The sequence below is a fragment of the Malacoplasma penetrans HF-2 genome (assembly GCF_000011225.1).
Classification (GTDB): Bacteria; Bacillota_I; Bacilli_A; order Mycoplasmatales; family Mycoplasmoidaceae; genus Malacoplasma; species Malacoplasma penetrans.
Window position 1 is genome coordinate 1,276,585 of record NC_004432.1, and the last position, 25,554, is coordinate 1,302,138.

The following is a 25,554-nucleotide window of genomic DNA, read 5'->3' on the forward strand; positions in this document are numbered from 1 at the left end:
ATAAAAAAACTATCTTAGAAAAATCCAAGATAGTTTTTTTATATAAGTTCTGAAAATAAAAAAGTTGAAGTAGCAATTAGTGAATAGAAAAAGTAAACTAGTGAAGTCATTAGCAATGAATCTACTCTATCTAAAATTCCACCATGACTTTTTAATAAGTTACTAAAGTCTTTGATATCAAACTTTCTTTTTACATAACTAAATAGCAAATCACCTAATATTGAAAAGATAACTAATAGCACTGATAAAAAACAAAGTATTAATCATGAACTATAGTCATTAACAGTAGCAAAACTAATGATAGTTTCTAATACATAACTTCCTCTTGTGAAAGATCAATTCAAAATAGGTACAGTATAAGTTTTGGTATCTAATTGTCATAAACCACAATAAACAAGAAGTAAAGCAACAGTAGTTATTGTTCCTAATATTGCTCCTTCTCAAGTTTTATTTGGGCTAATAACTTTAGCCATTTTATGTTTTCCAAAAAACATTCCTCAAAGGTAACACATTACATCTGTACACATTACACTTATCATTATGAACAATAGCACTGTTCATCCTTTTGATAAAGCAACAAATACAAAACCAATGAAACCAAAAACAATTACTAGTAATAAAACATTAATTGTAATTACATTTTTAAAACTATCTTTTTTATATATTTTTAAAATGATATTTAAAGCAACTATTAATACAATTAGTGAACCTACAGAACTTAAAACTATTAGGTAATAAGATTTTTGAATACTAACAGTTTCTCCTTCTTGATTACTAGGCATTAGAAAAGTTGTAAAGTACTGAGCTATTAAATAAACAAGTAATGGAATTATATAAACTATTGAACATAAGATCATTATGATGATTATTGGTATTTTTTCATGTTTATGAAAAATCAATTTTAATGATTCAAATACTGCTAGTTCAAAAGGAATTAAAACCATAAAAAATAATAAGATAGCAAAAATACCAGTAATCTTTTCACTTAATGAAGGTATTCAAGCAAATTCAGGATAATCAGATTTATCAGATAAAAAAGCAAAAGCTAAAATAATTAAATAATATAAAAAGATAAATACAGAAATAACAGTTCTATTTTTAAGATTTTTCTTTTTATTACTATCTAATTTATTAATTAAAGGTTTGGTTTCAACATCTGAAATAACCAATGATTTTTCTTTATTTTTTAATAACATCTTCATAAATAAAAATACATTTACATATTATATTATTTATATTTAAAAAAAATTAATTAGTGTATCTATTGTACCTAATTAATTTTTTTATGCTTTACCAAATCTTCTATCTCTTTGATAGTATTGCTCTATATTATCTAATAATGTTTCTCTATTGTAATCAGGTCAATATTTTGGTTCAAAAATAATTTCACTATAAGCTAAATTAAATAAACAAAAGTTACTTAGTCTTTGTTCTCCACTTGTTCTAATTAACAAATCTATTGGAAGTAAAGAATGTGTAATTAAATATTCTTCAACTGGCTTCATTTTTTCTTTATCTAATTGTGCATCTTTAAGAGCTTCTAAAATTTCAAGAGTACCACTGTAATTAAAAAATAAATTAACTTGGATTTTCTTTTCAAATTTTGAAGATTGTGATTCTATCTTTTTTAGTGTGGTAACTAAAGTTCTAGGTAAATTATTTTCAAACCCTATTCACTTACCAACAATCCCTAAATCTTCCATTTTATTTAGTAATTTACCATTTAAATTTTTTAATAGTAAATTTAATAAAAAATTAACTTCTTCTTTTCCTCTTTTTCAATTTTCCATGCTGAAAGCAAAAAAGGAAACTTGTTCAATCTCCTTTTCTATACAACATTGCACAATTTCTAATAAGTTTTTAATTCCTTGGGAGTGACCATAAGTTCTAGACTTATTTCTAACTTTTGCTCATCTACCATTTCCATCCATTATGAATGCAATATGTTTTAGTTTATTCATTTTATATAGTCATTAATTCTTTTTCTTTTTCAGCAAAAGCTTTATCTACTTTTGCATTTCATTCTCTAGTTAATTTATCTAGATCTTCTTCATATCATTTAAGTTCATCTTCTCTAAGTTCTTTATCATCTTTAATTTTGTGATGAACATCTTTTCTGATATTTCTAATTTCAACTTTTACTTGTTCACTAAATTCTTTAACTTTTTTTACTGATGCTTTTCTAGTTTCTTCAGTTGGTGAAGGGAAAATAATTCTTAAAGAGTCAGCATCTACTTGAACAGATAATCCTAAATTTTCTTTTTGAATAGCACTGTTAATATCATGTAATAATGTTTTGTCATATGGTTTAACAACAATTTGTTTTCCTTCAACTACTTGCATATTTGCAATTTCAAATAATTTTGATTTATCACCATAAGCTTCAACCATTACATGGTCTAAGATTTTTGGATTAGGTCTACCAGATTTAATTTTATTAAATTCAGAATCTAATCATTCTAATTTAACTTCTGCTTTTTTATCAAATTCTTCTTTATAAATTTTTCATTCCATAATTAATTAAATATCCTATTCTTATAATTTATTCTTTGTTGTCTTGATAAAAACTTTTAATGATTTCATTTAATTTTTTTTGATTTTTTTGAATATCATCTTCTTTTAACTTCTGTAATTCTTCAATAGAATTTTCAAAAATATCATCAATATTTAAACTATTTTCTTCTTTAATTGTTTTAATATCAATAACTTTATTATCTCAATTATTTGAACTTTTTTCACTATTGTTTTTGATATTTTTTATACCAAATTTAAAAGCATCTAAATCTTTTTCATCTTCTGATACTAAAGTAAATTTAGACTTATTTTCAAAAGCATTAAGAATTCCATTTTTTTCATTCATCTTAAAAACAATTGTTTTTATATTTGATTGTTTACAAATAGTTGCAGCTGTAATATCCATCACTTCTAAACCCAATTCAATTGCCTTACTATAAGTTAAATGTTTATAAAATTTAGCATTGGGATTTTTATTTGGATCACTATCATATACACCATCTACATTATTTTTCCCCATCATAATATATGAAGCACCAAGCTCTGCAGCTGAAACTGCAACACCAGTGTCTGTTGTGAAATAAGGACGACCTGTTCCACAAGATAAGATGGCAATTTCATTATTATTTAATGATTCTTCTAAATTCCTAATAATGTAACTGTCTGCAATTTTTTCCATTTCAATAGTAGAGAAAATTCTAGATTTGACATTAATGTTTGTAAGTAAAGATTGAAGTGCTAATGAATTCATTACAGTAGCTAACATCCCCATTTGGTCTGCTTTATATCTTTGCATACCAATTTCTTTTGCTATGTTACCTCTTCAAATGTTTCCGCCACCCAATACAATTGCAACTTTATAGTTATTGGATAATACTTTAATTTGTCTACCAATTTCTCTTAAAAAGTCCAAATCAATAATATCATTTTTACCTTTTAAAGAAGCTCCACTAATTTTTAATATGACTAATTCTTTGTTCATAATCTCCCACTTTTTTATTTTTGAAAATATATAGTAAAAATGAAAAAATATTTCTATTTTTTCATTTGTGCTTTTACTTCATCAGCAAAGTTTGCTTCTTGTTTTTCAATACCTTCACCAACTTCAAATCTTACCATTTCAAGAACTTTGTTAGCCTTATTTTGTTTAAGGTATTTAATAATTGTAATTCCGTTGTCTTTAATAAAAGGTTGTTCTTCTAAACATACTTCAGCAAGCATTTTAACCATTCTACCTGCAACAATTTTTTCAGCAAATTCTTTAGGTTTACCTTCTTCAATTGTTTTTTGAATTAATAATTTTTCTTCTTCATCTTTTCATTTTTTGTCTACTTGACTGCTGTTAACAAATTTAGGATTCATTGATGCAACTTGCATAGCAACATCTTTACCTACTTCACTACTAACTTCACCATCAATTAAAACAGCTGCTGATATTCTTCCGTTAAAGTGTTGGTAAACACCAAAACTTTGTCCTTTTTTCTTTGTTAATAATTGAGCTCTTCTAACTGAAATTTTTTCTCCAATTGTAGCAGTTAAATCAATTGCAGTATCTGCAACTGTTTTTTTATTAGGTAAAACTAATGAATCAACATTGTCAGCTGATTTATTTTTTAAAATAACTTCAGCTACATCTTTAACAAATTTAACAAAATCTGCATTTTTACTAACAAAATCAGTTTGAGAATTGACTTCTAAAACAACACAGTTATCACCTTTTTCAACAACTGTTGTTTGTCCTTCAGCTGCAATAGCACTTGCTTTTTTAGCAGCTTTTGAAATTCCTTTTTCTCTTAATCAAGCAATTGCTTTTTCAATATCATTATCAGATTCTTCTAAAGCTTTTTTACAATCCATAAAACCAGCTTGAGTTCTACTTCTTAGTTCTTTAATTTTATCAGCACTAATACTCATAATTAAAATTCCTTTTTATTTAAAATGTTTAAAACCTTATATTATTTTATATGATTTTCACAATTAATTATTAAATAGTTAGATGAATCTTAAAAAGAAGAAGTTTGAAATTTAAAATCAATATGAATCTCTTTAGTAAATTTTAATAATAATTTACTGATAAAAAATTTATTCATTCTTTCCTTTTTTAAATCTAAAAAATTTAAAAATCTTAATTCAATGGATTATTTTTAATATCTTTTAAAATTATTTTTTTAATTATTAAATTAATCAATTTAGAAACTAAACAATGAACTAAAAATATTGCTGCAAAATTAAAAATAAGAAAAAGATAAGAATAAGCTAGTGCATTTGTTATATTGATTCAGTCTAATTCTCAAATATGCAAAAGAAAAGCTAGAACTATAAATAAATAATTAGCTAAATACAAAAGGTAGAAAAAGAAATTTTTTATATAAACTAAAATTAAGAATTTTTTAATCTTGTTTGCATCTATTACAGGATTTAACAAATTCAATAAATACATCATTCCTAAATATCAAATATTAGAAAAACTTGCTCGGAAATTTTTTGTAACATAGAAATATTGATGAAATCCTATATAAGTTTTATAAGCAGATTCTTGATGAAAATATTTTGTGTAATCAAAAGTTATGGGTTTTTTATAAATAAAATCAGTCTTAGAAATATGCCATAGCTTGTATTTAAATTCATAAAAAATTTGATTAATATCAATATCCAATGGTGTGTCTATATCAATATCCATATTAATTTCTTGATGATATTTTTTTAAATAATAATTTTTAAATTTTACATCAATATTTTTAATAACCCATTTAGTCATTTTGTATTGATAAATATATTGAAAAATTATTGAAATAATAATTAAAGGAATAGTAACAGAAACATAAACTATATCATTAGTAAAAAGGCCTAATAAAGAAAATATAAATATTAATAAAAGAAGATTTAGATTCATCACAATTGTTTTATAAAAGTGTATCTTTAAGAAAAACATGTGAGCAAATTCTCTTTCACTTAATGCTTTAAAAAATGATCTAAAAAAAGTAATAAAAACCATTGTTCCAAAAATGGGTGAAAGCAATAGTCATAAAGGTAGTTTTATTTGTTGAAATTTTTTAATAATTAAAATATCTTGTTTCAATGACTGGTCCATGTAATTAGTGATCATAGGTTATCCTTATAATTTATTAAAGTAAAGATTTAAAGTTGTGATTACATCCAATATTGTCTGACTGGTAATTATCTTGCTTCTATTAATTTGAATTTATTTTTCAAAATAGCATTTAAGTACTAATGATTTTTTAATCAATGTCTTTCAAAACTATTTTTTTAATAAATAAATTTATTATTCTAGAAATAAAAGCATGTAAAAGAAGTATGACTAAGAAACTACCTACAGATACTAATATTGGAAAAATAGGATTCATTATGTTAATTAATCCATTTATTTGAAAAGCTTTAAAAATGAATATTAACAAAATGAATAAATAATTAAGTATATATAAAACACCAAAAAATAAATTTTTTAGGTGGATAATAAATAAAAATTGTTTTAATTTTTTTATATCTAAAATAGGACTCAATGAATTTAATAAAACAATCATTCCTAAATATCAAAAATTTGAAAAACTCACTATTACATTTTTCTTAATATTAAGATGGTTAAATAGCCCTGCTTGGTAAGCATCTTCTAAAGGAAAGTGTTTTATAGGGTCTAAATAAATTGATTTTTTATAGATGAAATCATTTTTAAAAATTTTTGATAACTTAAATGGTAATGTACTGATTTTTGGATAAAGTCCAATTTAGGTTTTAAACATTTCTAATGTTTATAGTGATTTAATTTATATCATATCCTGTTCGTTTTTGAAATAACCTATATTTCATTTTCAAACAGGATTTTTAATTGTTGTAATATTAATCCCCAATTAGCAACTCTTGATTTCCAATTTTCTGAAATATTAATCAATCTTAAATAAATTAATTTAGATAATGCATTAACAGATGTAATTCCACCTTTTGCTTTTGTTATCTTCCTAATATTTCTATTAACATTTTCAATTAAATTTGTAGTGTAAATTAGTCTTCTAATTTCTGCAGGAAATTGAAAGAAAGTGGTTAACTCTTCAATATTATTATTTCAAGATTTAGTTGCATAGCCATATTTAGAAGATCACTTTTCAGTAAATATTTTTAAAGCTTTCATAGATACATCAAAATTTGGTGCTTGATAGATTTTTTTCATATCTGCAGTAAATTCTTTTAAGTGATCATATCTAACAAATTTTGTAGAGTTTCTTACTTGATGAACAATACATTTTTGAATGTAAGTTTCTGGGAAAGCACTTTTAAAAGCATCACTAATTCCAGTTAGATTATCAGAACAAGAAATAAATACTTTTTTAACACCACGGCTCTTTAAATCATTAAAAATACTTAATCATTGTTTAGCAGATTCTGTTTCACCTATTCAAAAACCTAATATTTCCTTAATTCCTTCTAAATTAACTCCAAGAATTATATAAACTGATTTTTCTAAAAATTGAGAGTCATCTCTAACTTTAAATCTAATTCCATCAACAAAGATAATAGGATATATATCTTCTAAAGGTCTAGACTGTCATGTAAGTATTTCAGGAAGAATTTTGTCAGTAACTCTTGATACTAAATCTTTATCTACTCCTACACCATACATGTCTAGGAAAACATCTTGTATTTCTCTAGTAGACATTCCTTTAGAATAAAGTTTAATAATATTGTGTTCTATGTCATTTAAATTTCTTTGATGTTTTCTTACTAATTGTGGTTCAAATGTAGAATTAACATCTCTTGGAATTTCTACATCCAATTTTCCATATTTAGTATTTAAAGTTTTTTTGGTTTTTCCTTTTCGGTAGTTATTAGAAAACTCTCTAGAATTCTGATCTCATTTTTCATATCCTAAATGGCCATCCATTTCTACATCTAAACTTTTTTCTATAAATGATTTGGTTAATTCTTTTAAAAGGTTGTCAAAATCTTCTTTGTTTTCAACACCTAATTTTTCTAATAATTTTTCAGTTGATGATTTTTCTTTTTTTGCCATAATAAAAACTCCAGTTAGTAATATCTTAATATTTCCTAAATGGAGTTTATCCAAAATTTGCTACAGTACCACTTAAATTTAAACTGATAAAAAATTTCATTAATATCAATATCTAATGAGGTATTTATATCAATATCCACCTTAATTTCTTGTCCATATTTTTCTCAATAATATTTTTGAAATTCACTATCTATATTTTTAACAATTCACTTGGTTGTGTAATATTGATAAATGTATAGAAAAATTAATGAACAAATAGCTAGAGATATTAGAAATCATATAAAAATTGATTCATACTCATTTTCATAAATTCCTAAAAAGCAATAAACTCCCATTATAAAAATGATTACACTATTCAATACAACCATTTTTCGAATATAAATTTTCAAAAATAAAGTATGAACAAATTCTCTCTCACTTAAGACTTTAAAAAACGATCTAAAAAAAGTTATAAAAACAAAAGTTCCAAAAATTGGTGAAAGCAAAATTCACAAAGGGAATTTTATTTGCTGGAATTTTTTAATAATTAAAATATCTTGATTTAGATATTGGTCATTAATTAAACTATTCATAAAATAATCTTTCTTCTTTTAATAAATTCTTTATATGTTGATTCTAAATTTAGCCTAACTGCAAATAGATAATATTTTTTGCACTTTTAAAAAAATATTACATATATTCAAAAATTTATATATAAAGTTTTATTTTTTTATATTTACTATCAAAATTTTTAAAAAAATAAAAAAGAAGTAATTGATAAGTTCAATCACTTCTTTAAAAATTAATTTTATAAAGAATTAGTATTCACTTCTTCCTAATTCACTTCAAGTAACTTCAAATACTTTTTTTAATGAGTTGTAAGATTTTTGGAATCCTCTTTTTTCTTCAGCTAATAAAGTTAATTTTAATGGACTATGTCATCCATCTTTACCAACAACTGCTGGTCATCCAATGTAAATATCACTGTCAGCATTTTTCTTAATAGATACTGGTAAAATTACATTTTCGTCTCTTAATACTGCTTTACAAATTCTTGCTAAACATGCACCAATTCCGTAGAATGTTGCTCTTTTTGTATTAATAATTTTGTAAGCTTTTCTCATTACATCTTTGTGAATTGCTCTTTTTTGAGAATCAGAGAATTTTCTATATTTTGATAATGGAATTGATCCTACACTTGCTTGTGAGAAAACAGAAACAGAAGAGTCTCCATGTTCTCCAACTACATATACTTCTAATGAAGCTGGGTTAATTTTAATTCTTTTAGCAACTTCTCATTGTAATCTTGCTGAGTCTAAAATAGTTCCTGAAGGAATTACTTTGTTTGGTTCAAAACCTGTAACTTTAGCATATACAGATCCCATAATATCTACTGGGTTTGAAGCAATAACTGTAATTCCATCAAATCCTGAATCTTTTACGTTAGTAGCAATTTCTTCCATAATTTTTGCATTTCTACCAACTAATTGAAGTCTTGTTTCTCCACCTGGTTTTTGTGGTACACCTGCTGTAATTACTACAACATCTGCATCTGCACAATCTTCATAAGTTCCAGATTTAATCATGCCAGCTGGTGTTGACATAATAGCATTAGCATCTTCAAAATCTCAAGCATTTCCTTTTGATAAGTTATCAAAAGCATCAATTAGAACGTATTCATCAAATAAACCTTGGTTTAATGCTGAATACAAAAATGATGTTCCTACGGCTCCACAGCCGATTAATACAACCTTTCTAGTTTTCATAGTCGTTCTTTCCTTTATTTAAATTTATAATTTTTCGAGATGATATATTTTCTAATTTTTTTTCCGAAAAAAAATAAACAACTTCTAATTTATCTCACTCTTGCTTATAAATATCAGCAATGTATTTTTCAAATTTGAAATCATTTACATCTCTTATACCTCTTATTATAAAGTAGATTGTTTTTATTTTTGCAAAATCTGAAATCTTAGAATCTCATTTTATTACTTCAACATTTTTGATTGATAATGAGTCAATTTTTTCTTCAACTTTTTGATATCTTTTTTCTAAATCACTACTTGTTTTAGTGTTATTAATTGCTACAACAATATATACAAAATCAAATAGTTTTAGTGCTCTTTTTAAAATATTTAGATGCCCATCATGAAAAACTTCAAAAGTTCCTGGAAATATACATGCTTTCTTCTTTTGGTTTAATGACATAAAAAAATCCTACTATACAGTAGGAATTTTATAATTTATTTGATTAATAATATTAATTTTTATTAAAAGAATGATTGTTTTGTCTTCTATTTTCTGGTTTTCTTTTAATTACTTCAGGTAATAGAATTTCTTCATCTTTCTTTTCAGCAAATGCTTTAGGCAATCCTTTAGCTTCTGCAACTGCATCACATAGTAATCCAACTAATAAGTAAACTGATTTAATTGAATGGTTGTTTGCAGGAATTACATAGTCTACTAAATCTGGGTTTGCATTTGTGTTACAAATAGCAATTACTGGGATTCCAAGATTTCTTGCTTCTTTAATAGCAATTTTATTAATTTCAGGGTCAGTTAGAATAATTACTTTTGGTAATTCTTTCATTGTTCTAATTCCTGAGAAGTATTTTGCATATTTTTCAGTTTTCTTCTTTAATTCAACTTGTTCTTTTTTAGTATATTTATTAATTTCTCCATTTTTGTGGATCAGAATTAAATTGTTGAATTTAGCAACTGACTTAGTAATTGTACTGAAGTTTGTTAAAGTACCACCTAATCATCTTTCATTAATATAGAAAGCATGTGATCTTTTAGCTTGTTCTTTAACATGGTTCTTAATAGTTTTTCCTCTAGTTCCAACAATTAATACTGGTGAACTTTCAGAATTACTGTTTGCTTTAACTAAATCTAATAAGAAATTGTAAGCAACATTAAGAGAAATAACTGTATGTAATAAATCAATAATGTGGTTGTTACCTTTTTTAGTATAGATAAACTTCTTCATTTTTGGATTTCATTTTCTAGTAGTTAAACCAATATGAGCTCCAGTTTCCATTAATTTATTAACACTTACTAATTTTCTAAAAGGTTTTCCTGTAATAGTAGGATTTTCTTTAATTTTTTGTAAGATATTATTTTCAATTTCTGCTACTTTTTCTTTAAATGAACTTAATTCAAATTTTGAACCAGTACTTGGTGTTGAATTTGAAGAAGATTCATTTGTATCTACTGAATTTGCAGTCTTATTAACTTTTTTTGATGAAACTTTTTCAGCAGTTTTATTAGTTTCATTTACTTCTGCTTTTACATCTTTTTTAGCAACTGTTCTTTTAGTTGTTTTACTAGATGATCCAGTTTTAGCCTCTGCTTTTTTAGGCATATTAATCTCCTTATAATAATTTAAATAACAAAGTATATTATATTATATTTGCCCTTTTAATTCATACTTTATGTAATTTTGTTTTTTAGTGTCCAAAACATATTACTAATTGTAAAAAAGTTTATTTTATAAAATTGTTTGACATTATTCATTAATTACTGTTTTAAAAAGATTAATAATGGTTGTTATTCTCAGTAAATCCCTTATTTTAAAACCCAAAATATAAAAGCATTATTTAAACTCTATATTGGTTAGTTTATTTGTTACAGGTAATAATAAAATACTTGTTATTATTTAATTAGTACTTGGGTTAACAAAGTGTTCAAATGAGAAGAAATTTATCTAGATATAAAAAATAAGATTGAAGATAGCACATATAGAGGTGACAGTTTTTTACCAACCGAACAACAACTATGTATTAAATACAAAGTATCTAGAGAAACTATTAGAAAAATATATTCAAAACTAGAAACTGAAAATTACATTTTCTCTATTAAAAACAAAGGAAGAATCATTAGAAGAAAAGATGTGGATTCTAATCTTTTATCATTTAGAGATTTAACAAAAAATAAATATAGATCTGAATACAAAATTGTATTTTCAAATGAGTCAAAAGTTGAAATCATTGTTAGAAGATATAATGAAAATAATTTATACATTTATGAGAAATCTAAAATCTATAAAAAATATGTAGATACATCATATATTTCAGATGACTTATTAAACAAAATAGGTATTTTAAATTATTTAAAAAAGTATAGTTATAACAAAATTAATAATGCAACAAAAAGATTTGTATTATCAAAAGATAATGAAGCAACAAAAGAAATTAAAAGTGATTTTTGTATCCTTAATGATTGTTTAGTTTTTGATGTAGAAAACAATGTAATAGAACATTCTAAAAACTACTACAATCCAATTTATTTTGAATATTACTTATTTGAAAAGTACAACAACTAATAATATCTTGTATATACAATAACTAAAAGTTAAAAACATCCTAATAAATAGATATTACAATTTTCTTGTTATTTATATTAAGGTGTAAAGATGAAAAAAGTTAAAATTGATACCTTTAAGCAGACAGTTGAACAACTTGTTGAAGCTTTAGGTGGTATTGATAACATCAATGAAGCTTTTCACTGTGCAACTAGATTTAGAGTAACTTTAAAAGATGACAATAAAGTAAATAAAGATAAGCTAAATCAAGTTGAAAAGTCAAAAGGTTTTTCAAAAGATGGAAATCAATGACAAATTATCTTTGGTACTGGATTGGTAAATAAAGTTTATGATAAATATGCTTCAATGTTTAACATTAAACAAACTAATCTAGAACAAAGTAATAAAGAAAAAGTTAAATGAAATAAAAATTATTCTATAAAGACTAATATCTTCCAAATTTCAAGATCTGGAGTTAGAGGATTTGCTTCAATTTTTATTCCATTAATCCCTCTATTTATTGTTGGAGGGTTATCTCTTGCATTCAATAGTATTATTGAGCAAAGTGTTGGAAAAGATGCAGAAGGAAATAGCAATCTTGCTAATTCTGCATTAGCAATTCAAATCTTATCAAAATTATTTACTACTATTGGTGGAGTAGTAATGGGATCACTATCTGTATTTATTGGATATACAGCTGCTAAAAGATGAGGAGGAAATCCATGATTTGGTGTAGCTATCGGATTGATTTTAGTATTCCCTTCATTCACAACAGCAAATACAAGTGTGGGAGATTTAAATAACAATACAATTTATTATCAGTTTGGAACAACAGCACCAACAAACCCAAATGGTGCAGTGGTACCAGTATTATGAAATAATGGTGTTAAAGTTTGAAATTTCCCAATATTTAGTATTCCATTAATTAGTTATAAGTCTCAATTTATCCCAACATTAATAGTGATTGCTATTATGGTTCAAATAGAAAAAGGAATGAAAAAGATTTCTCATGAATCTATTGCTATTATTACAGTTCCTTTAGTTACAGTAATTTCTTCAGTAATCTTAGCTTTTGTAATAATAGGTCCAATTGGATATTTAATAAGTTTAGTAATTGCAGAAGCTTTAAGAGGTATATTTGTATATACTAACTTCCCAGGATTTGGATTAGGTGGAGCAATATTAGGTGCAATTTATGCTCCTATTGTAATTACAGGATTACATCAAGGTTTCACACCAATTGAAGCACAACTACTATCACAATATGGTGAAAGTTGAATCACTCCAATTGCTTGTGTTTCAAACATCGCTCAAGGATTTGCATGTTTAACTGCAACATTATTTATTAAAGACAATAAATTAAAAGGAACAGCATATTCAGGCGGAATATCTGCAAACCTTGGAATTACAGAACCTGCAATGTTTGGGGTTAACCTAAATGTAAGACATTACTTTTTAGCTGCAATTATTGGAAGTGCAGTTGGAGGATATTGAGTTGGTATGACTCAAACTACAGCAAACAGTTTAGGTAGTGCTAGTTGATTAGGATTAGTTCAATTTGATTTCACAAGAACTGGAACTAATATCCAAAACTGATATGACACAGTAGCTAATCAAACTCCTTGAGGACAATATATGAATGGGTTCAATCTACCACCAATTGCAAATATAGCAATAGCTATGGCATTTAGTGGTTTAGTAGCTTTTATTGCTGCATTCATATTATCTCTTTCTAAACAAGGAAGACTTAATTTACAAGAAGTAAATAAGGGAATCCCAAACTATAAATTTATTGAAACTATGGGGTTAGCATTTACAAAATTCCAAGACATGGTTAAAACAACATTTGGAAACCTAATTTATAAAGAAGAAGGTTACAAAAAGAAAATAGAAGAAAAACAAACTAAATATGTGTATAGTCCAGTTGATGGTCAATTACTAGATTTAAAAACAGAAGTTAGTGATCAAGTATTTAGTAATGAATTATTAGGAAAATCATTTGTTATAAGACCTAATGAAACTCAACATTCACAATTACACAGTCCAATTGATGGAACAATTACTAATATATTTGATACTGGTCATGCAATTACAATTTCAAATAAAGATAATGTTTCAGTATTAATGCATATAGGATTAGAAACTGCACAAATTAATAAAGATGCAAGTGATCTACAAAATTTAAAATATTTTAAATTTAAAAAATTAATACTAAGTAAAGTTAAAATTAAAAATGAAATTGTTGATGTTCAATTAAATGAATTAGTAAATAATGGTGCAACTTCTAAAGATATTTATTGTTCAATCCTAAATGAAACTATTAAAGAAAATCAAATAGTTGAGTTAATTGCACAACCTGGTGCAATTAAACAAGGACAACCAATATATAAAATAACTACAGTTGACTCAAATTTATAATTGATCAGTCAATACAATTAAAACTAGATAAGGACTAGAAAAATTATGAATGATAGAGAAATTAGATATAATAGAGATTTTTTAAATTGAACAGATATTAGAAATGATAATCAGGCATATAAACCTGATTTTCATATTTACCCAACTAGAGGATTAATTAATGATCCTAATTGTGTGTTTTGATGACAAGACAATTTATATTGTTTTTTTCAACACCATCCAGCTAATACATTACACGGTTTAAAAACAATGTCATTAGCAAAAACTAGCAACTTTACAGATTATGAATATACATATATGGTTAATAAACCTGAAAATGACTTTGAAAGTCATGGAGTATATTCGGGTTCTTCTATTATCCACAAAGGTAGAATTATTAATTTTTATACAGGCAATAAAAGAGACAAAGATTGAATTAGAACTTCTTCAGTTGTTAAATCTGAATTTGATGTTAATACAAAAGAATTCAAGAATAAAAAAGTATTAATAACTAATGAAGATTATCCAAACTATACAGATCACTTTAGAGATCCTTATGTGTTTCAATTTGCTAATAATTACTATTTATTGTTAGGTGCACAGCATGTTGATGGTTATGGTGCAATATTAATGTTTATCTTAGACCATAATTTAGAAAATCCAGTTTTAGTTAAACAAATTAATTTAAACTTCAACTACAAAATGATTGAATGTCCAAATATTATTTTTATAGATGGAAAAGCATTTTTAATTTATTGCCCACAATACCAAGATTCTTTAAGCAAAAGAAATCCAAGAGTTAATCCAGATATTTGTGTTTATTCATATGTTGATATCAATAGTTTATTTAACTTATTAGATTTTTATTACCAAATTCAAGATTTTAAGCAAGTTGATTATGGTTTAGAATTTTATGCTCCTCAAACTTTTAAATTAGGTGATAAATGAGCAATTGTTGGATGAGTAGGATTACCAACTAATTTAAAATATAAAGAAGTTGATTGTGGATGAATTGGTATGTTATCTATGATCAAAACAATAAGTGTTAATCATTCAAATAATTCACTAATTTTTCATGAAATAAGTAGATATAAAGGTGAATACCTTTGTAGCAAAAATCCTTTTGTTAAATATTTCTCTACTGATATTTTTCAAAACAAAAGAATTAATATTTTTGATAATGAAAAACTATTATTATCTTTATGATTGGAAATTAAAGCAGTGGGAATAGACTTAGTTATTAAAAGATATAATGATGTATCTTTTTATCCATATCAAAACATATCTAGAATTAAATGTGAAGATGAAAAAAATAAAATAGATATTTTTATTGATAACACAATTGTTGAAATAAAAATAAATGACAAAATTTGATATACAGCAAGAATTTACTTTAGTGAAAGAATTAATATTGTAAAAGAGGTAATTTAATACATGAGCAAAAAATATATTATTTATGACATTGGTGGAACTTATATTAAATGAGCTATTGCTACAAGTGATTATCAAATAATAGAAAAAAACAAATTTGCATTTGATTGTGCAAATAGAGATTGTAAAACTGAATTAATGGATGCAATTGGTAAACAAATTGTAGAGTTTGTAAATAAATATCCAGATATTTGTGGAATTGGAATTTCAACAGCAGGTGATGTTGATACAAACACTACTGAAATTATAGGTTCTGCACCAAACCATAAAAACTATGCAAAGACAAATATTAAAGAAGCATTATCACAATATACTCAATTACCAATTGCTATAGATAATGATGCAAACTGTGCAATATTAGGTGAACATACTAAAGGAATTTTACAAAACACTGATAATGCAATCCTAATTACATTAGGAACAGATATTGGTGGTGGAATTCTAATTAATGGAAATGTTTATAGAGGTTTTAAAGGTTCAGCTGGAGAAGTTGGATATATGCATGTATTAGATAGAAGATGAGGTACATGATTCTCAGCAGCAGGATTATCAAGATTAGTAAAACAAAACCAAAATATAGATAATTTAGATCCAGTAATCATTTTAAAAAATGATTTAAAACAATATAGTAAAGAAGTTGCTTATTGATATAAAGGATTATCAATTGGAATAGCAAATCTAATAACTTTATTCAATCCACAAAAATTAATAATAGGTGGAGGATTGTCTGAATCTAATTTAATTAATTTAAAAGTTATTAATTACATTAAAAATAAAATTCTAATTGAAAGTCATTTAATTGATAGCTGTGAAATTATTTTAAGTAAACATGGAAATGCATCAGCCTTATATGGTTGTATTAAAATGCTTAATGATAAACTAGAATAAATAAAACTAAAAATTTAACTTTATAAAAACCATGATAGATAAAAACTATTATGGTTTTTATTTTTTATATTTTTACCAAAAATGAATTTTTTTAAAGTTTGGTAAAATTTACCAAAAATAAAAATTTTTAAAGTTTGGTAAAAAATAATAAAATATTTATATGAAACTAGTTGAAAGAAAAAAATATATTGAATATTTAGACAAAGTTAAAAATACCCCAGACATAAAAGTTGTTACCGGCATTAGGAGATCTGGTAAATCTGAACTATTGAAAAGTTTTATGGAAAAATTAAAAATAGAAAATCCAAAAGCTAACTTTATCTCAATAGATTTATCATCAATAGAGTATGAAAATTTACTAGACTACCACAATCTAAATAATTATATAGAAGGCAATCATAAGAAAAATGTTAAAAACTACCTATTTATAGATGAAATTCAAAATTGCCATAACTTTGAAAGAACAATTAATAGCTTACATTCAAAAAAACTATTTGATATGTATTTAACAGGTTCAAATGCTTTCTTATTAAGTAGTGATTTAGTTACTTTTTTTACAGGCAGAACTATGGAAGTTTCAATTTTCCCCTTCTCATTTAATGAATTCATGCAATATTTTGAATATTCTGATTTACAAGAAGGTTTTAATAAATATATAGAAATAGGTGGTTTTGCAGGTTCATATTATTACAACGATAAAAAAACCATAAATGATTATGTAAACAATGTTTTTAACAATTTAATTGATAGGGACATTATAAAAAAATTTGGTATTAGAGATCATAAACTAACAAAAAACTTAGCCACTTTTTTAGCTGATAATATTTCCAATCTGACATCATCTAGAAAAATAGCAAATATATTGTCAACAAAAGATTTTAATGAAAATCATAATACGATTTCAAAATATATTAACTATCTTTGTAATTCATTTATGTTTTATGAAATGAAAAGGTTTGATCTAAAAGGTAAGCAAATTTTAAATACTACAGAAAAATATTATTTGGCAGATCATTCTCTTAAATATGCTTTATTAACTAACAGTCAAAAAGAAACAAATTTTTTTCAATCACAACAAGACTATGGAAACCTTTTAGAAAATATAATAGCTATTGAATTGTTAAGAAGAGGTTATAAAACACATGTGGGAAAACTTTATCAAAAAGAAATTGATTTTGTAGCTTCTGATTATTTAGGAAATAGATTCTATATTCAAGTTGGTGCAAACATAGATAATAATGAAACATTTAAAAGAGAAATCACTCCACTTTTACAAATCAAAGACAATTATCCAAAAATCATATTATCTAGAACTAAATTCCAACAAGAAATAGTAGATGGAGTGAAGGTAATAGATATAGCACAATGATTAAATTATGAAATAGATTTTTAAAACACTTTAATAATCCTATTTGAATTTCTTTTAAAACACATTAGATTTTAAAAAATATCTGTTATAGATAATTAATTTATTAATCTAATGTTTTTTTATTATCTATGTGAATAAAAAATTCCCATACTAATAAGTAGGGGAATTTAATCTAATTTGTGTTTTTGTTTTATAAAATGATTATTTATTTACCTGAATAAGAACCAGCAGGTCTTGAATAAGTAGCATTTGGTCTTTGTGATATTACTGTTGGTCTTGTAGGTGTTGGTCTAAGTACAGCTGGACTTGGTCTACCATTAACTGCAGGATTTGGTCTAACTGGTTGAGCAGTTGGTCTTGCAGGCATAGTAGGGTTCGGTCTAGCAGGTTGAGCAGTTGGTCTTGCTACCATAGTTGGATTTGGTCTAACTGATTGAGCACTAGGTCTACCTGTTAATGTTGGACTAACTTTAACTTGTTGAAGACCATTAGTATTAAGTGATGGATTAACAGTTGGATTAGCTTCAGAGTTTGCAGCAACTGAAACTAATGGTGCTTTAGATACAGATGATCTAGTAGTTTTAGCTTCTGGCATAGATTTAGCTTTTCTAACTAATCAGAAGAATACTCCTGAAGTTGCTAAAAATCCTACACCTAAAACTATTGAAGCACTTGTACTCCAATTAATGCATTAATAACTGATGATGTTTGCCCAAATGCATTTTTTGCTGCTAATGAAATAAAAATAACAATTGCAAAAATAAATAAGAAAAGACCTACGTAAAAAGTAATTTCAGATATTTTTGAATGCTTTCTTGTTTTGTCTTGCATTTTAAAAATCTCCTAAAAATGTTTATGAATTAATTATATAAGGTTTATTGGTATAAAACATAGAGTTAACATACATTTAATTAAAATTTCTAGTTTAAAGAAATAAATTTTAATAAATTGTTCTATATAAATATAAACCACAACCTGGAACCTTAATAACAGCTGATCCTTTTTTAGGATTTTTAAAAAGATCTAATACTTCTTGATATGTTATTTTGTTTTCACAATATGTAAGAATAATTCCAACAATCATTCTTACCATATTTCTTAAAAATCCTTCTCCATTAATGAAAATATAAATTTTTTTATTTTTTTTAATTATTCTAATTCATCTAATGGTTCTAGTTGTATTTTCCAGTTTAGAAGTACTAAAACTTAAAAAGTCTTTTGTCCCAATAAATAAGTTGATAATATCTTCACATTTTTTGATATCTATACTCTTGTTATATTGATATTCATATCTTTGTTTAAAAACATCAAATTCACCAGTATTAATTACATACATGTAAGTTTTAGATTTAATAGAAAATCTAGCATGAAAAGAGTTTGGTACTTTTTCAATGCTATTAACATAAATGTTTGTTAACTTTGAATTTAAAAAATTTTGAATTGATTTTGGATCATAATCAGAATCACATTTAAAAGAAACTGTTTGATCAATTGCATGTACATATTTATCAGTTCTGCCTGATCCAAAAGTAGATATTTTAGTATTAAAAAATAAAGATAAATATTTTTCTAGTTCTGATTGAACTGTTATTAAGTTTTCATCTTTTTGCTTGGCATATCCACGAAAAAAACTACCATCATATGAAATCTTTAGTTTATAAGTCATTTATAAAACTCTATGCAAAAATATCTCAGAATCCAAAAGCTAAAAAGATTTTCTTATCAGCTATAAAAAGTAAAGTTAATAAAACACCTAGTAAAAAAACTGGTATTAAAAATATAATTCAATCAATTTTAGCTATATCAAAATCTCTATATCTAGTTCTAGAAGTTCTAGGATTATATCCTCTTGCTTCCATTGCATTTGATAATTCCCCAGCCTTTTTAAAAGCAATTGAGAATAATGGAACAACTAAAGATGATAAAGAGAATACTTTATCTTTTAAACTTCCATTTTTAAAATCTAACCCTCTTGAAGCTTGAGCTTTTAAAATAGTGTTAGATTCATCTAATAAAGAAGGAATAAATCTCAAAACTAAAGCAATTGTCATACTTCATTCAGTTACAGGTAATCTTAGATATCTTAAAGGATTTAAGATATCTTCTAATGCACAAGTTAATTGAATAGAAGAAGTAGTAGAAGTAAGAATAGTAACAATTAAAATCATTAAAAAGATTTTGATAGTTACATACAACATTAAAATAATTGCATATGAAGAGAATGAATATCACTTAGTTAAACAAAAGTATGCATAGTAAATGCTTTCTCCATTTGCTCCCCGATATAAACCACTAGTTATTGTTTTTACATTTCATCCTACATTTTGATTTTGAATAGCATTTAATATTTCTTTAGTTGCAGTGTTTACAACTGCATCTTTATTATTTGCAGTTGCAGGAACAGTTATTTGGAAGAATCCATTACCTATTCAATTAACATTTTTGATATTTGTTAGATCAGGACTAGTTGTTATAACTTGTCCACCATAAGTAGAACCTTGTAAGAAATATTTACCATCACTGCTTATTGTTACATGTTGACTTGTTCAATTTAAAAAGCTTGGTCTATATAAAAAGGAATATGAGTCTGTAAAATCAAATACAGCACCAGGTGTTTTATAGGTAATCCAATTTATTAATATTAGGATAGTTCCTAATATTAAAACTGATTGAATTATTCTTCATAATTTTTTAATAGGTAATTTAGCTAAGAAAAATAAAGTTAAACAAAAAGCTAAGATTAAAGCTTGATAAATGAAACCAAAAGGAATAAAAATTAAAGCAACAACAAAAACAGTAGTTAAAAACTTTAAAGAAGGATTCATTCTATGAATCACACTTTTTTTATATGTAAAACCACTATAATTCATTTTTGTTACCTTATCTTTGTTTATTAAGTTATTTAATACTAAAAAAATTTTACTATTTTTGAGTTGTTTTTTTATAAAAACTAATTTATTTTTTGCTTATTCTACTTTTAGCTTTATTAGAACCAGAACCTGAATTTATCTTTTGAATTTCTTCACTTAGTTGTTCTATGGTTCTAGGTTCTTTATTATATAGTTCTTTATATTTTGGATCTTTTTCACATAAGCTATCTATAAAATCAATGATTTTAGGTTTTTCCATTTTAGAAAGAGTATATAAATCTTTGTTGGTAAAGATCTCATAAGGAGTTCCATGCATTAGGATTTTACCCCTATCCATTACAATTGCATAATCACCAACTTCCAATACTTGATCCATTGTATGAGTAATTACTATAACAGTTTGTCCTTGTTTTTTAGAATCTAGAATTAAATCCATCATCATTTGTTCCCCTTTTGGATCTAATCCTGCTGTTGGTTCATCAAAGATCAAAATCTTAGGTTGGATAGCTAAAATTCCAGCAATTGCAACTCTTCTTTTTTGACCACCTGATAATCCAAAGGGACTTCTGTCTAAAAATGATTCATCCAATCCCATACCTACTAAATGTTTTTTAGTTAATTCATGAATGAAATCACCTTCAGTTAAAGTTTCATATTTAATAACTTTTTTTCATTTTGATTTATTTGAGTTATTAGTAATAGTAACTTTAGCAAAATCTTTTTTAGGATAGATTTTGTATTTTAAAGATAAATTATTTTGAGAAATAAAATCATTGAAATCTTTATATTCAGAGTTTGTTATATTAAATTGTTGTTTAATTTCATAAATATATTTAAAAAACAATTCATAATCTAATTTTTCTTTATTAATTTCATTAGATCTAATCTTTGGTATTTTTAATGCAATTGGACCAAAAGAAATATCTTTTTCAATTGTTGTTTTAAATAATTGATATTCCGGGAATTGGAAAACCATACTAACTAATCTTCTAAGTTTTTTAGCATTTTTAATTTTTTTTGGTTTTGGTTTAATATAAAAATCTTCTATTCTAATGGTTCCTTTTTTAGATTTAAGTAAGCCATTAAAATGAGTAACAAGAGTTGATTTACCACTTCCAGAATTTCCAATAATAAAGTAAATTTTATTTCTTTCAAAAGAAAATGAGAAATCGTCAATTGCAGTAATTTCATTTGATTGATTTTCATTAAACTTACAAGTTAAATTATTAACTTCCATAATGATATCTTTTGATAAATTTACATTAGTATTATTTTTAATATTTTCACTCATTATTTCTTTTTGCATATTTGATCCAATAATTGTTCTTTATTGATTGTAAAATTAACATTTACATTTTTAGATTTTAATTCTTTAGATAATTTAAGAATAAATGGAAAATCTAAAGCAGAACTAGCTAAAAACTCTTCATCTGTAAATATTTCACTAGGTTTTCCGGTTCTAATAATCTGTCCTTTTTTAAACACAATAACTCTATCTGCATTTAAAACTTCATCCATATCATGAGTAATTGAAATTACAGTTTTATTAGCTTTATTTTTTAAATCTAACATTATTTTTTTTAATTCCATTTTTCCTCTAGGATCTAGCATTGATGTAGATTCATCAAAAATAATAATTCTAGGATTAGTAGCTAATACTGATGCAATTGCTACTCTTTGCTTTTGTCCACCCGAAAGTGAAGAAGAATCTTTATCTAATAATTCTTTAATGTCTACAACCTCACTAGCACTTTCTATAATGTCATCCATTACAGAAGGATTGATTTTTCTGTTTTCTAACCCAAAGGCAATATCATCTTTTGCAGATAGTCCTATAAATTGACTATCTGGATTTTGGAAAATAATTCCAACATTAGTTCTTAAATGGAAAAAATTTAGATATGAAATTGTTTCTCCAAAGATTTTTAAATTTCCTTGGTGCGGCTTTAATAAACCTACTAAAACTTTTGAGATTGTAGATTTGCCACTTCCATTATGACCAATAATACAAACATATTCATTTTCATAAATATCAAAACTTACATCATTTAAAACATTATTAACAAGGTCATAACTAAAAGAAACATTTTGAATCTCAAATGCTTTTTCTCTATTCTTGTTTTCTATTTCATTTTTCTTAATATCTTTTTCCATAGATTCCCTTATTATTTAGAAAAACTTTTATCATTGTTTAATTATATTTTAAGAGTATAGATAAATGTAAAAGAACACCAAAAAATTAATGGTGTTCCCCCGATTGAAATGTGAAGTGCAACATGCAAAGTATAATTTGTATAGCACCTAACATTTCAATTTTTTATTTATTGGGATAAAAAAAGGTGCCCCCATATAAACGCACAAAGGAACACCAATTATGTTTTACACTACAATTACTCTAAATGATACTAACAAATACAGACATTTGTCTTATGGTGAAAGAGAAATAATAGGACATATGTATTTTGTTCAAAAGAAAAATATTAACCAAATAGCAACAGAATTAAAAAGACATAGATCCACAATTTTAAGAGAGATCAGAAGAAACAATAATGTTGAAGGATATAGTGCTGAAAAGGCACAGAAAAAATATATAGAAAGAAGAAACCATAAAAACTTTTTTCTATGACAAAAATACAAAACTTTCTCAGAATTATTTGCAGAAAAATACAATTGCAAATGACATGGTGTGGAATTAACTAGACACTATATAAAAGAAAATTATCCATGTGTTTTAGTTCCTTCCACTAAACAAATTTATAACTGAATACAAACAAATAAATGAATTAAAAAAAGATCAGACAAACTAAGAACTGCTTATATAAAAGGTAGAAAAAGAAAAAAAGGAATGTTCTCAAAATTTGATGAAAAGTATGTACATCCCTTCTGAATGAGACCAAAACACATACTTAATAGAAAAGAGTTTGGTCATTGGGAACTAGACTTAGTCATAGGAAAAAGACAATCTGGTTATAGTAATTTATTGGTAATGGTAGAAAGAAAAACTAGAAATTCATTTATTACTAAAGTTGAGAACAAAAATCCTTTCACTATTAACTCAGCAATAAAAAGTTTAGTTAATAAAAACAACTTACATGTAAAGACAATAACAATAGATAATGGAATAGAATTCTCAAAAATAGGAATTGCAGCTTATTGAATAAAATGTAAAGTTTATTATTGTGAACCTTATGCTTCATATCAAAGGGGTTCAAATGAAAATGTTAATGGATTGATTAGAAGAGTGTATAAAAAAGGTACAGATTTTTCTTTGTTAAGTGATGCAGAAATAAACAATCTCCAAAACAAAATTAATAGAATGCCTAGAAAAATGTTTAACTATATGAGTAGTGATCAGTACTACAAAAAATGTATGAATTCTTTAAACTGATAAAATAAAAAAATTCTGCTCCCTTTTTTGAGGTAACAGAATTTCTTATGCTAACATTAATGTTGCACTTCATGTTTCAATTAAGGGAACACCAAAAAATTAATGGTGTTCTTTTTAAAAAAAGAATATTTATTTTATCTATACAATGATAATTCATCACATACTTAAAACATAAATCTAAATTAGTTTAGGATTACTAATTATTATTTTCTTATTTTATTTGCTATAGAAAAAAAATTAGACAAGCTATTTCTTGATTGTTTTTGATAAGTTCAAAATTAGTTTAAAAGGGGACATTTTTTCTTTTAAAAAGTTTATTGTGAAATTTTAAATACTCAATAACAGTTTTATTAGGTATATCAATAGTTTGTATATCACATTTTAAATTCAAATCTTCTTGATGATTTTTAATTGTTTCCGATAATTTTAAAAAACCGTGTTTATCAAATGTAATTAAACACCTATCAAAAAGTCCATCATGGTTTCTACAAAGTAAAAACCCATTGTTAGAATCAGAGATTTTTTCTATTTTCTTAGTTAAATCAATTTTATCATCTTGAACAATTGAATATACCGGTTCAATATGGGAAGCTATTAGGAGTTCTGGTAATTTAACAGAGCAATACTTAAACTCACATTTAACTCCCCTTTCTGCAATCAATTTATCTCTAAATATTTTTCTAAAAATAGAATATCTTTCTTCTTCTTTTTGAAGATTTTGAATGTCCAATTCATCCAATTCAGAATATAAATTCTCATTAATCATTGTTTTGTAAAGGGGTTTTATTTTATTAATAAAAAAAGATTTTATATTCACTCAACTAACTATATAAACATTTTTAGACTTATTTTCAATATATTCAATTTTTTTATTATTATTAGCCTCTAAAACATCTTCAAGATTTATCCATCTAGATGTTGGATTCATTTTCTCATTTTTAACAACTTTTGAACTATAGACCTGTCGTGGGTCTATTATGGCATAGACTCTATTTTCTCAATCAAGTTCCAAATCTTTTTTTAGATTAGTTTTTAAAGGAATGTAAATATTAACAATTAAAACTTTTTCAAAATTATTTATAAATGCTGTAAATGCAACATTGTTACCAAATGGTATGGAAACTTTTTTAATTTTTTTATTATAACCAGTATGCATTCCTCCACCATCTGTAAATTCAATAAAAATGTTTCAATAAAAATTATCAAAATTTATTCTAAATAAATTTTTTCTATTGTTGCTTACATCATCATAATTATCAATACCTAAATCTTCTATTAAAGTTTTTATACAAAATGTTTTATCTCTCTCATTTTCACACATATGGGCAATTGGTGTATGTTGAATTTTCCCATCTATAATATGTAGATAATCATATTTTCTTTCTTTCATAA

At 24.9% G+C, this 25,554-nt stretch carries 24 protein-coding genes; 6 read left to right on the top strand and 18 right to left on the bottom strand.

The genetic code is table 4. The features are described 5' to 3' along the window. Positions 1 to 38: 38 nt before the first annotated feature. From MYPE_RS04900 to rpsB, 11 genes are all read right to left on the bottom strand, one after another. Positions 39 to 1,202, bottom strand: coding sequence for a phosphatidate cytidylyltransferase (locus MYPE_RS04900; protein WP_011077770.1), 1,164 nt, complete (start codon positions 1,200 to 1,202; stop codon positions 39 to 41). Positions 1,203 to 1,283: 81 nt separating this feature from the next. Further along, the gene (uppS, locus tag MYPE_RS04905; RefSeq protein ID WP_011077771.1) at positions 1,284 to 1,961 is read right to left on the bottom strand and encodes a polyprenyl diphosphate synthase; all 678 of its coding nucleotides are present in this window, start codon (positions 1,959 to 1,961) and stop codon (positions 1,284 to 1,286) included. 1 nt (position 1,962) lies between these two features. Continuing rightward, positions 1,963 to 2,514, bottom strand: a complete 552-nt coding sequence (frr, locus tag MYPE_RS04910; protein ID WP_011077772.1) for a ribosome recycling factor — start codon at positions 2,512 to 2,514, stop codon at positions 1,963 to 1,965. Positions 2,515 to 2,542: 28 nt separating this feature from the next. After that, positions 2,543 to 3,496: a UMP kinase gene (gene pyrH, locus MYPE_RS04915; protein ID WP_011077773.1), complete on the bottom strand. Its 954-nt coding sequence runs from the start codon at positions 3,494 to 3,496 to the stop codon at positions 2,543 to 2,545. A 53-nt stretch (positions 3,497 to 3,549) separates the two neighbouring features. Beyond that, positions 3,550 to 4,428, bottom strand: coding sequence for a translation elongation factor Ts (tsf, locus tag MYPE_RS04920; RefSeq protein ID WP_011077774.1), 879 nt, complete (start codon positions 4,426 to 4,428; stop codon positions 3,550 to 3,552). A gap of 211 nt (positions 4,429 to 4,639) precedes the next feature. Further along, a complete protein-coding gene (locus MYPE_RS04925; protein ID WP_152023098.1) occupies positions 4,640 to 5,605 on the bottom strand; it encodes a DUF1600 domain-containing protein in 966 nt (321 codons plus the stop codon). Positions 5,606 to 5,753: 148 nt separating this feature from the next. Then, positions 5,754 to 6,056, bottom strand: a complete 303-nt coding sequence (locus tag MYPE_RS05960; protein ID WP_129374646.1) for a DUF1600 domain-containing protein — start codon at positions 6,054 to 6,056, stop codon at positions 5,754 to 5,756. Between the two features lie 272 nt (positions 6,057 to 6,328). Continuing rightward, positions 6,329 to 7,537, bottom strand: coding sequence for an IS256 family transposase (locus tag MYPE_RS04935; RefSeq protein WP_011077777.1), 1,209 nt, complete (start codon positions 7,535 to 7,537; stop codon positions 6,329 to 6,331). A gap of 797 nt (positions 7,538 to 8,334) precedes the next feature. Then, entirely contained in the window at positions 8,335 to 9,282 is a 948-nt protein-coding gene (locus MYPE_RS04945; RefSeq protein WP_011077779.1) for an L-lactate dehydrogenase, read from the bottom strand. Continuing rightward, a complete protein-coding gene (coaD, locus tag MYPE_RS04950) occupies positions 9,272 to 9,724 on the bottom strand; it encodes a pantetheine-phosphate adenylyltransferase (RefSeq protein ID WP_011077780.1) in 453 nt (150 codons plus the stop codon). Before coaD ends, MYPE_RS04945 begins: the two co-directional genes overlap by 11 nt. Before the next feature lie 52 nt (positions 9,725 to 9,776). Beyond that, positions 9,777 to 10,880, bottom strand: a complete 1,104-nt coding sequence (gene rpsB, locus MYPE_RS04955) for a 30S ribosomal protein S2 (protein ID WP_011077781.1) — start codon at positions 10,878 to 10,880, stop codon at positions 9,777 to 9,779. Between the two features lie 318 nt (positions 10,881 to 11,198). On the opposite strand from rpsB, the gene MYPE_RS05500 reads away from it, so the two are divergent. The 5 genes from MYPE_RS05500 (at position 11,199) to MYPE_RS04980 (ending at position 17,928) form a co-directional block, all read left to right on the top strand. Further along, positions 11,199 to 11,840 (top strand): GntR family transcriptional regulator, encoded by a 642-nt coding sequence (locus MYPE_RS05500; RefSeq protein WP_011077782.1) that lies wholly within the window; start codon positions 11,199 to 11,201, stop codon positions 11,838 to 11,840. A 90-nt stretch (positions 11,841 to 11,930) separates the two neighbouring features. Continuing rightward, a complete protein-coding gene (locus MYPE_RS04965) occupies positions 11,931 to 14,237 on the top strand; it encodes a PTS beta-glucoside transporter subunit IIBCA (RefSeq protein ID WP_011077783.1) in 2,307 nt (768 codons plus the stop codon). A 45-nt stretch (positions 14,238 to 14,282) separates the two neighbouring features. Beyond that, positions 14,283 to 15,647, top strand: coding sequence for a sucrose-6-phosphate hydrolase (locus MYPE_RS04970; protein WP_011077784.1), 1,365 nt, complete (start codon positions 14,283 to 14,285; stop codon positions 15,645 to 15,647). A 3-nt stretch (positions 15,648 to 15,650) separates the two neighbouring features. Further along, positions 15,651 to 16,535 carry an ROK family protein gene (locus tag MYPE_RS04975; protein ID WP_011077785.1) on the top strand — a complete coding sequence of 295 codons (885 nt, stop codon included), beginning with the start codon at positions 15,651 to 15,653 and terminating at the stop codon, positions 16,533 to 16,535. A 160-nt stretch (positions 16,536 to 16,695) separates the two neighbouring features. Then, the gene (locus tag MYPE_RS04980) at positions 16,696 to 17,928 is read left to right on the top strand and encodes an ATP-binding protein (protein ID WP_011077786.1); all 1,233 of its coding nucleotides are present in this window, start codon (positions 16,696 to 16,698) and stop codon (positions 17,926 to 17,928) included. 181 nt (positions 17,929 to 18,109) lie between these two features. Here MYPE_RS04980 and MYPE_RS05920 read toward each other — a convergent pair whose 3' ends face one another. The 6 genes from MYPE_RS05920 to MYPE_RS05010 all read right to left on the bottom strand — a co-directional run bounded on the left by MYPE_RS05920 (position 18,110) and on the right by MYPE_RS05010 (position 22,928). Further along, positions 18,110 to 18,499 (bottom strand): hypothetical protein, encoded by a 390-nt coding sequence (locus MYPE_RS05920; RefSeq protein WP_011077787.1) that lies wholly within the window; start codon positions 18,497 to 18,499, stop codon positions 18,110 to 18,112. Positions 18,500 to 18,564: 65 nt separating this feature from the next. Next, on the bottom strand, positions 18,565 to 18,735 hold the full coding sequence (locus MYPE_RS05725; protein WP_011077788.1) for a hypothetical protein: 171 nt from the start codon (positions 18,733 to 18,735) through the stop codon (positions 18,565 to 18,567). 109 nt (positions 18,736 to 18,844) lie between these two features. Further along, a complete protein-coding gene (gene truA / locus MYPE_RS04990; protein ID WP_011077789.1) occupies positions 18,845 to 19,570 on the bottom strand; it encodes a tRNA pseudouridine(38-40) synthase TruA in 726 nt (241 codons plus the stop codon). Between the two features lie 10 nt (positions 19,571 to 19,580). Next, positions 19,581 to 20,774 (bottom strand): energy-coupling factor transporter transmembrane component T, encoded by a 1,194-nt coding sequence (locus tag MYPE_RS04995; RefSeq protein WP_011077790.1) that lies wholly within the window; start codon positions 20,772 to 20,774, stop codon positions 19,581 to 19,583. A gap of 85 nt (positions 20,775 to 20,859) precedes the next feature. Beyond that, entirely contained in the window at positions 20,860 to 22,080 is a 1,221-nt protein-coding gene (locus MYPE_RS05845) for an ATP-binding cassette domain-containing protein (protein ID WP_011077791.1), read from the bottom strand. After that, positions 22,065 to 22,928: an energy-coupling factor transporter ATPase gene (locus tag MYPE_RS05010; RefSeq protein ID WP_011077792.1), complete on the bottom strand. Its 864-nt coding sequence runs from the start codon at positions 22,926 to 22,928 to the stop codon at positions 22,065 to 22,067. The genes MYPE_RS05845 and MYPE_RS05010 overlap by 16 nt, the downstream gene beginning before the upstream one ends. 220 nt (positions 22,929 to 23,148) lie before the next feature. On the opposite strand from MYPE_RS05010, the gene MYPE_RS05015 reads away from it, so the two are divergent. Next, positions 23,149 to 24,165 carry an IS30 family transposase gene (locus MYPE_RS05015; protein WP_011076952.1) on the top strand — a complete coding sequence of 339 codons (1,017 nt, stop codon included), beginning with the start codon at positions 23,149 to 23,151 and terminating at the stop codon, positions 24,163 to 24,165. A gap of 280 nt (positions 24,166 to 24,445) precedes the next feature. Here MYPE_RS05015 and MYPE_RS05020 read toward each other — a convergent pair whose 3' ends face one another. Beyond that, positions 24,446 to 25,552 (bottom strand): HNH endonuclease signature motif containing protein, encoded by a 1,107-nt coding sequence (locus MYPE_RS05020; RefSeq protein ID WP_011077793.1) that lies wholly within the window; start codon positions 25,550 to 25,552, stop codon positions 24,446 to 24,448. Positions 25,553 to 25,554 lie beyond the last annotated feature (2 nt).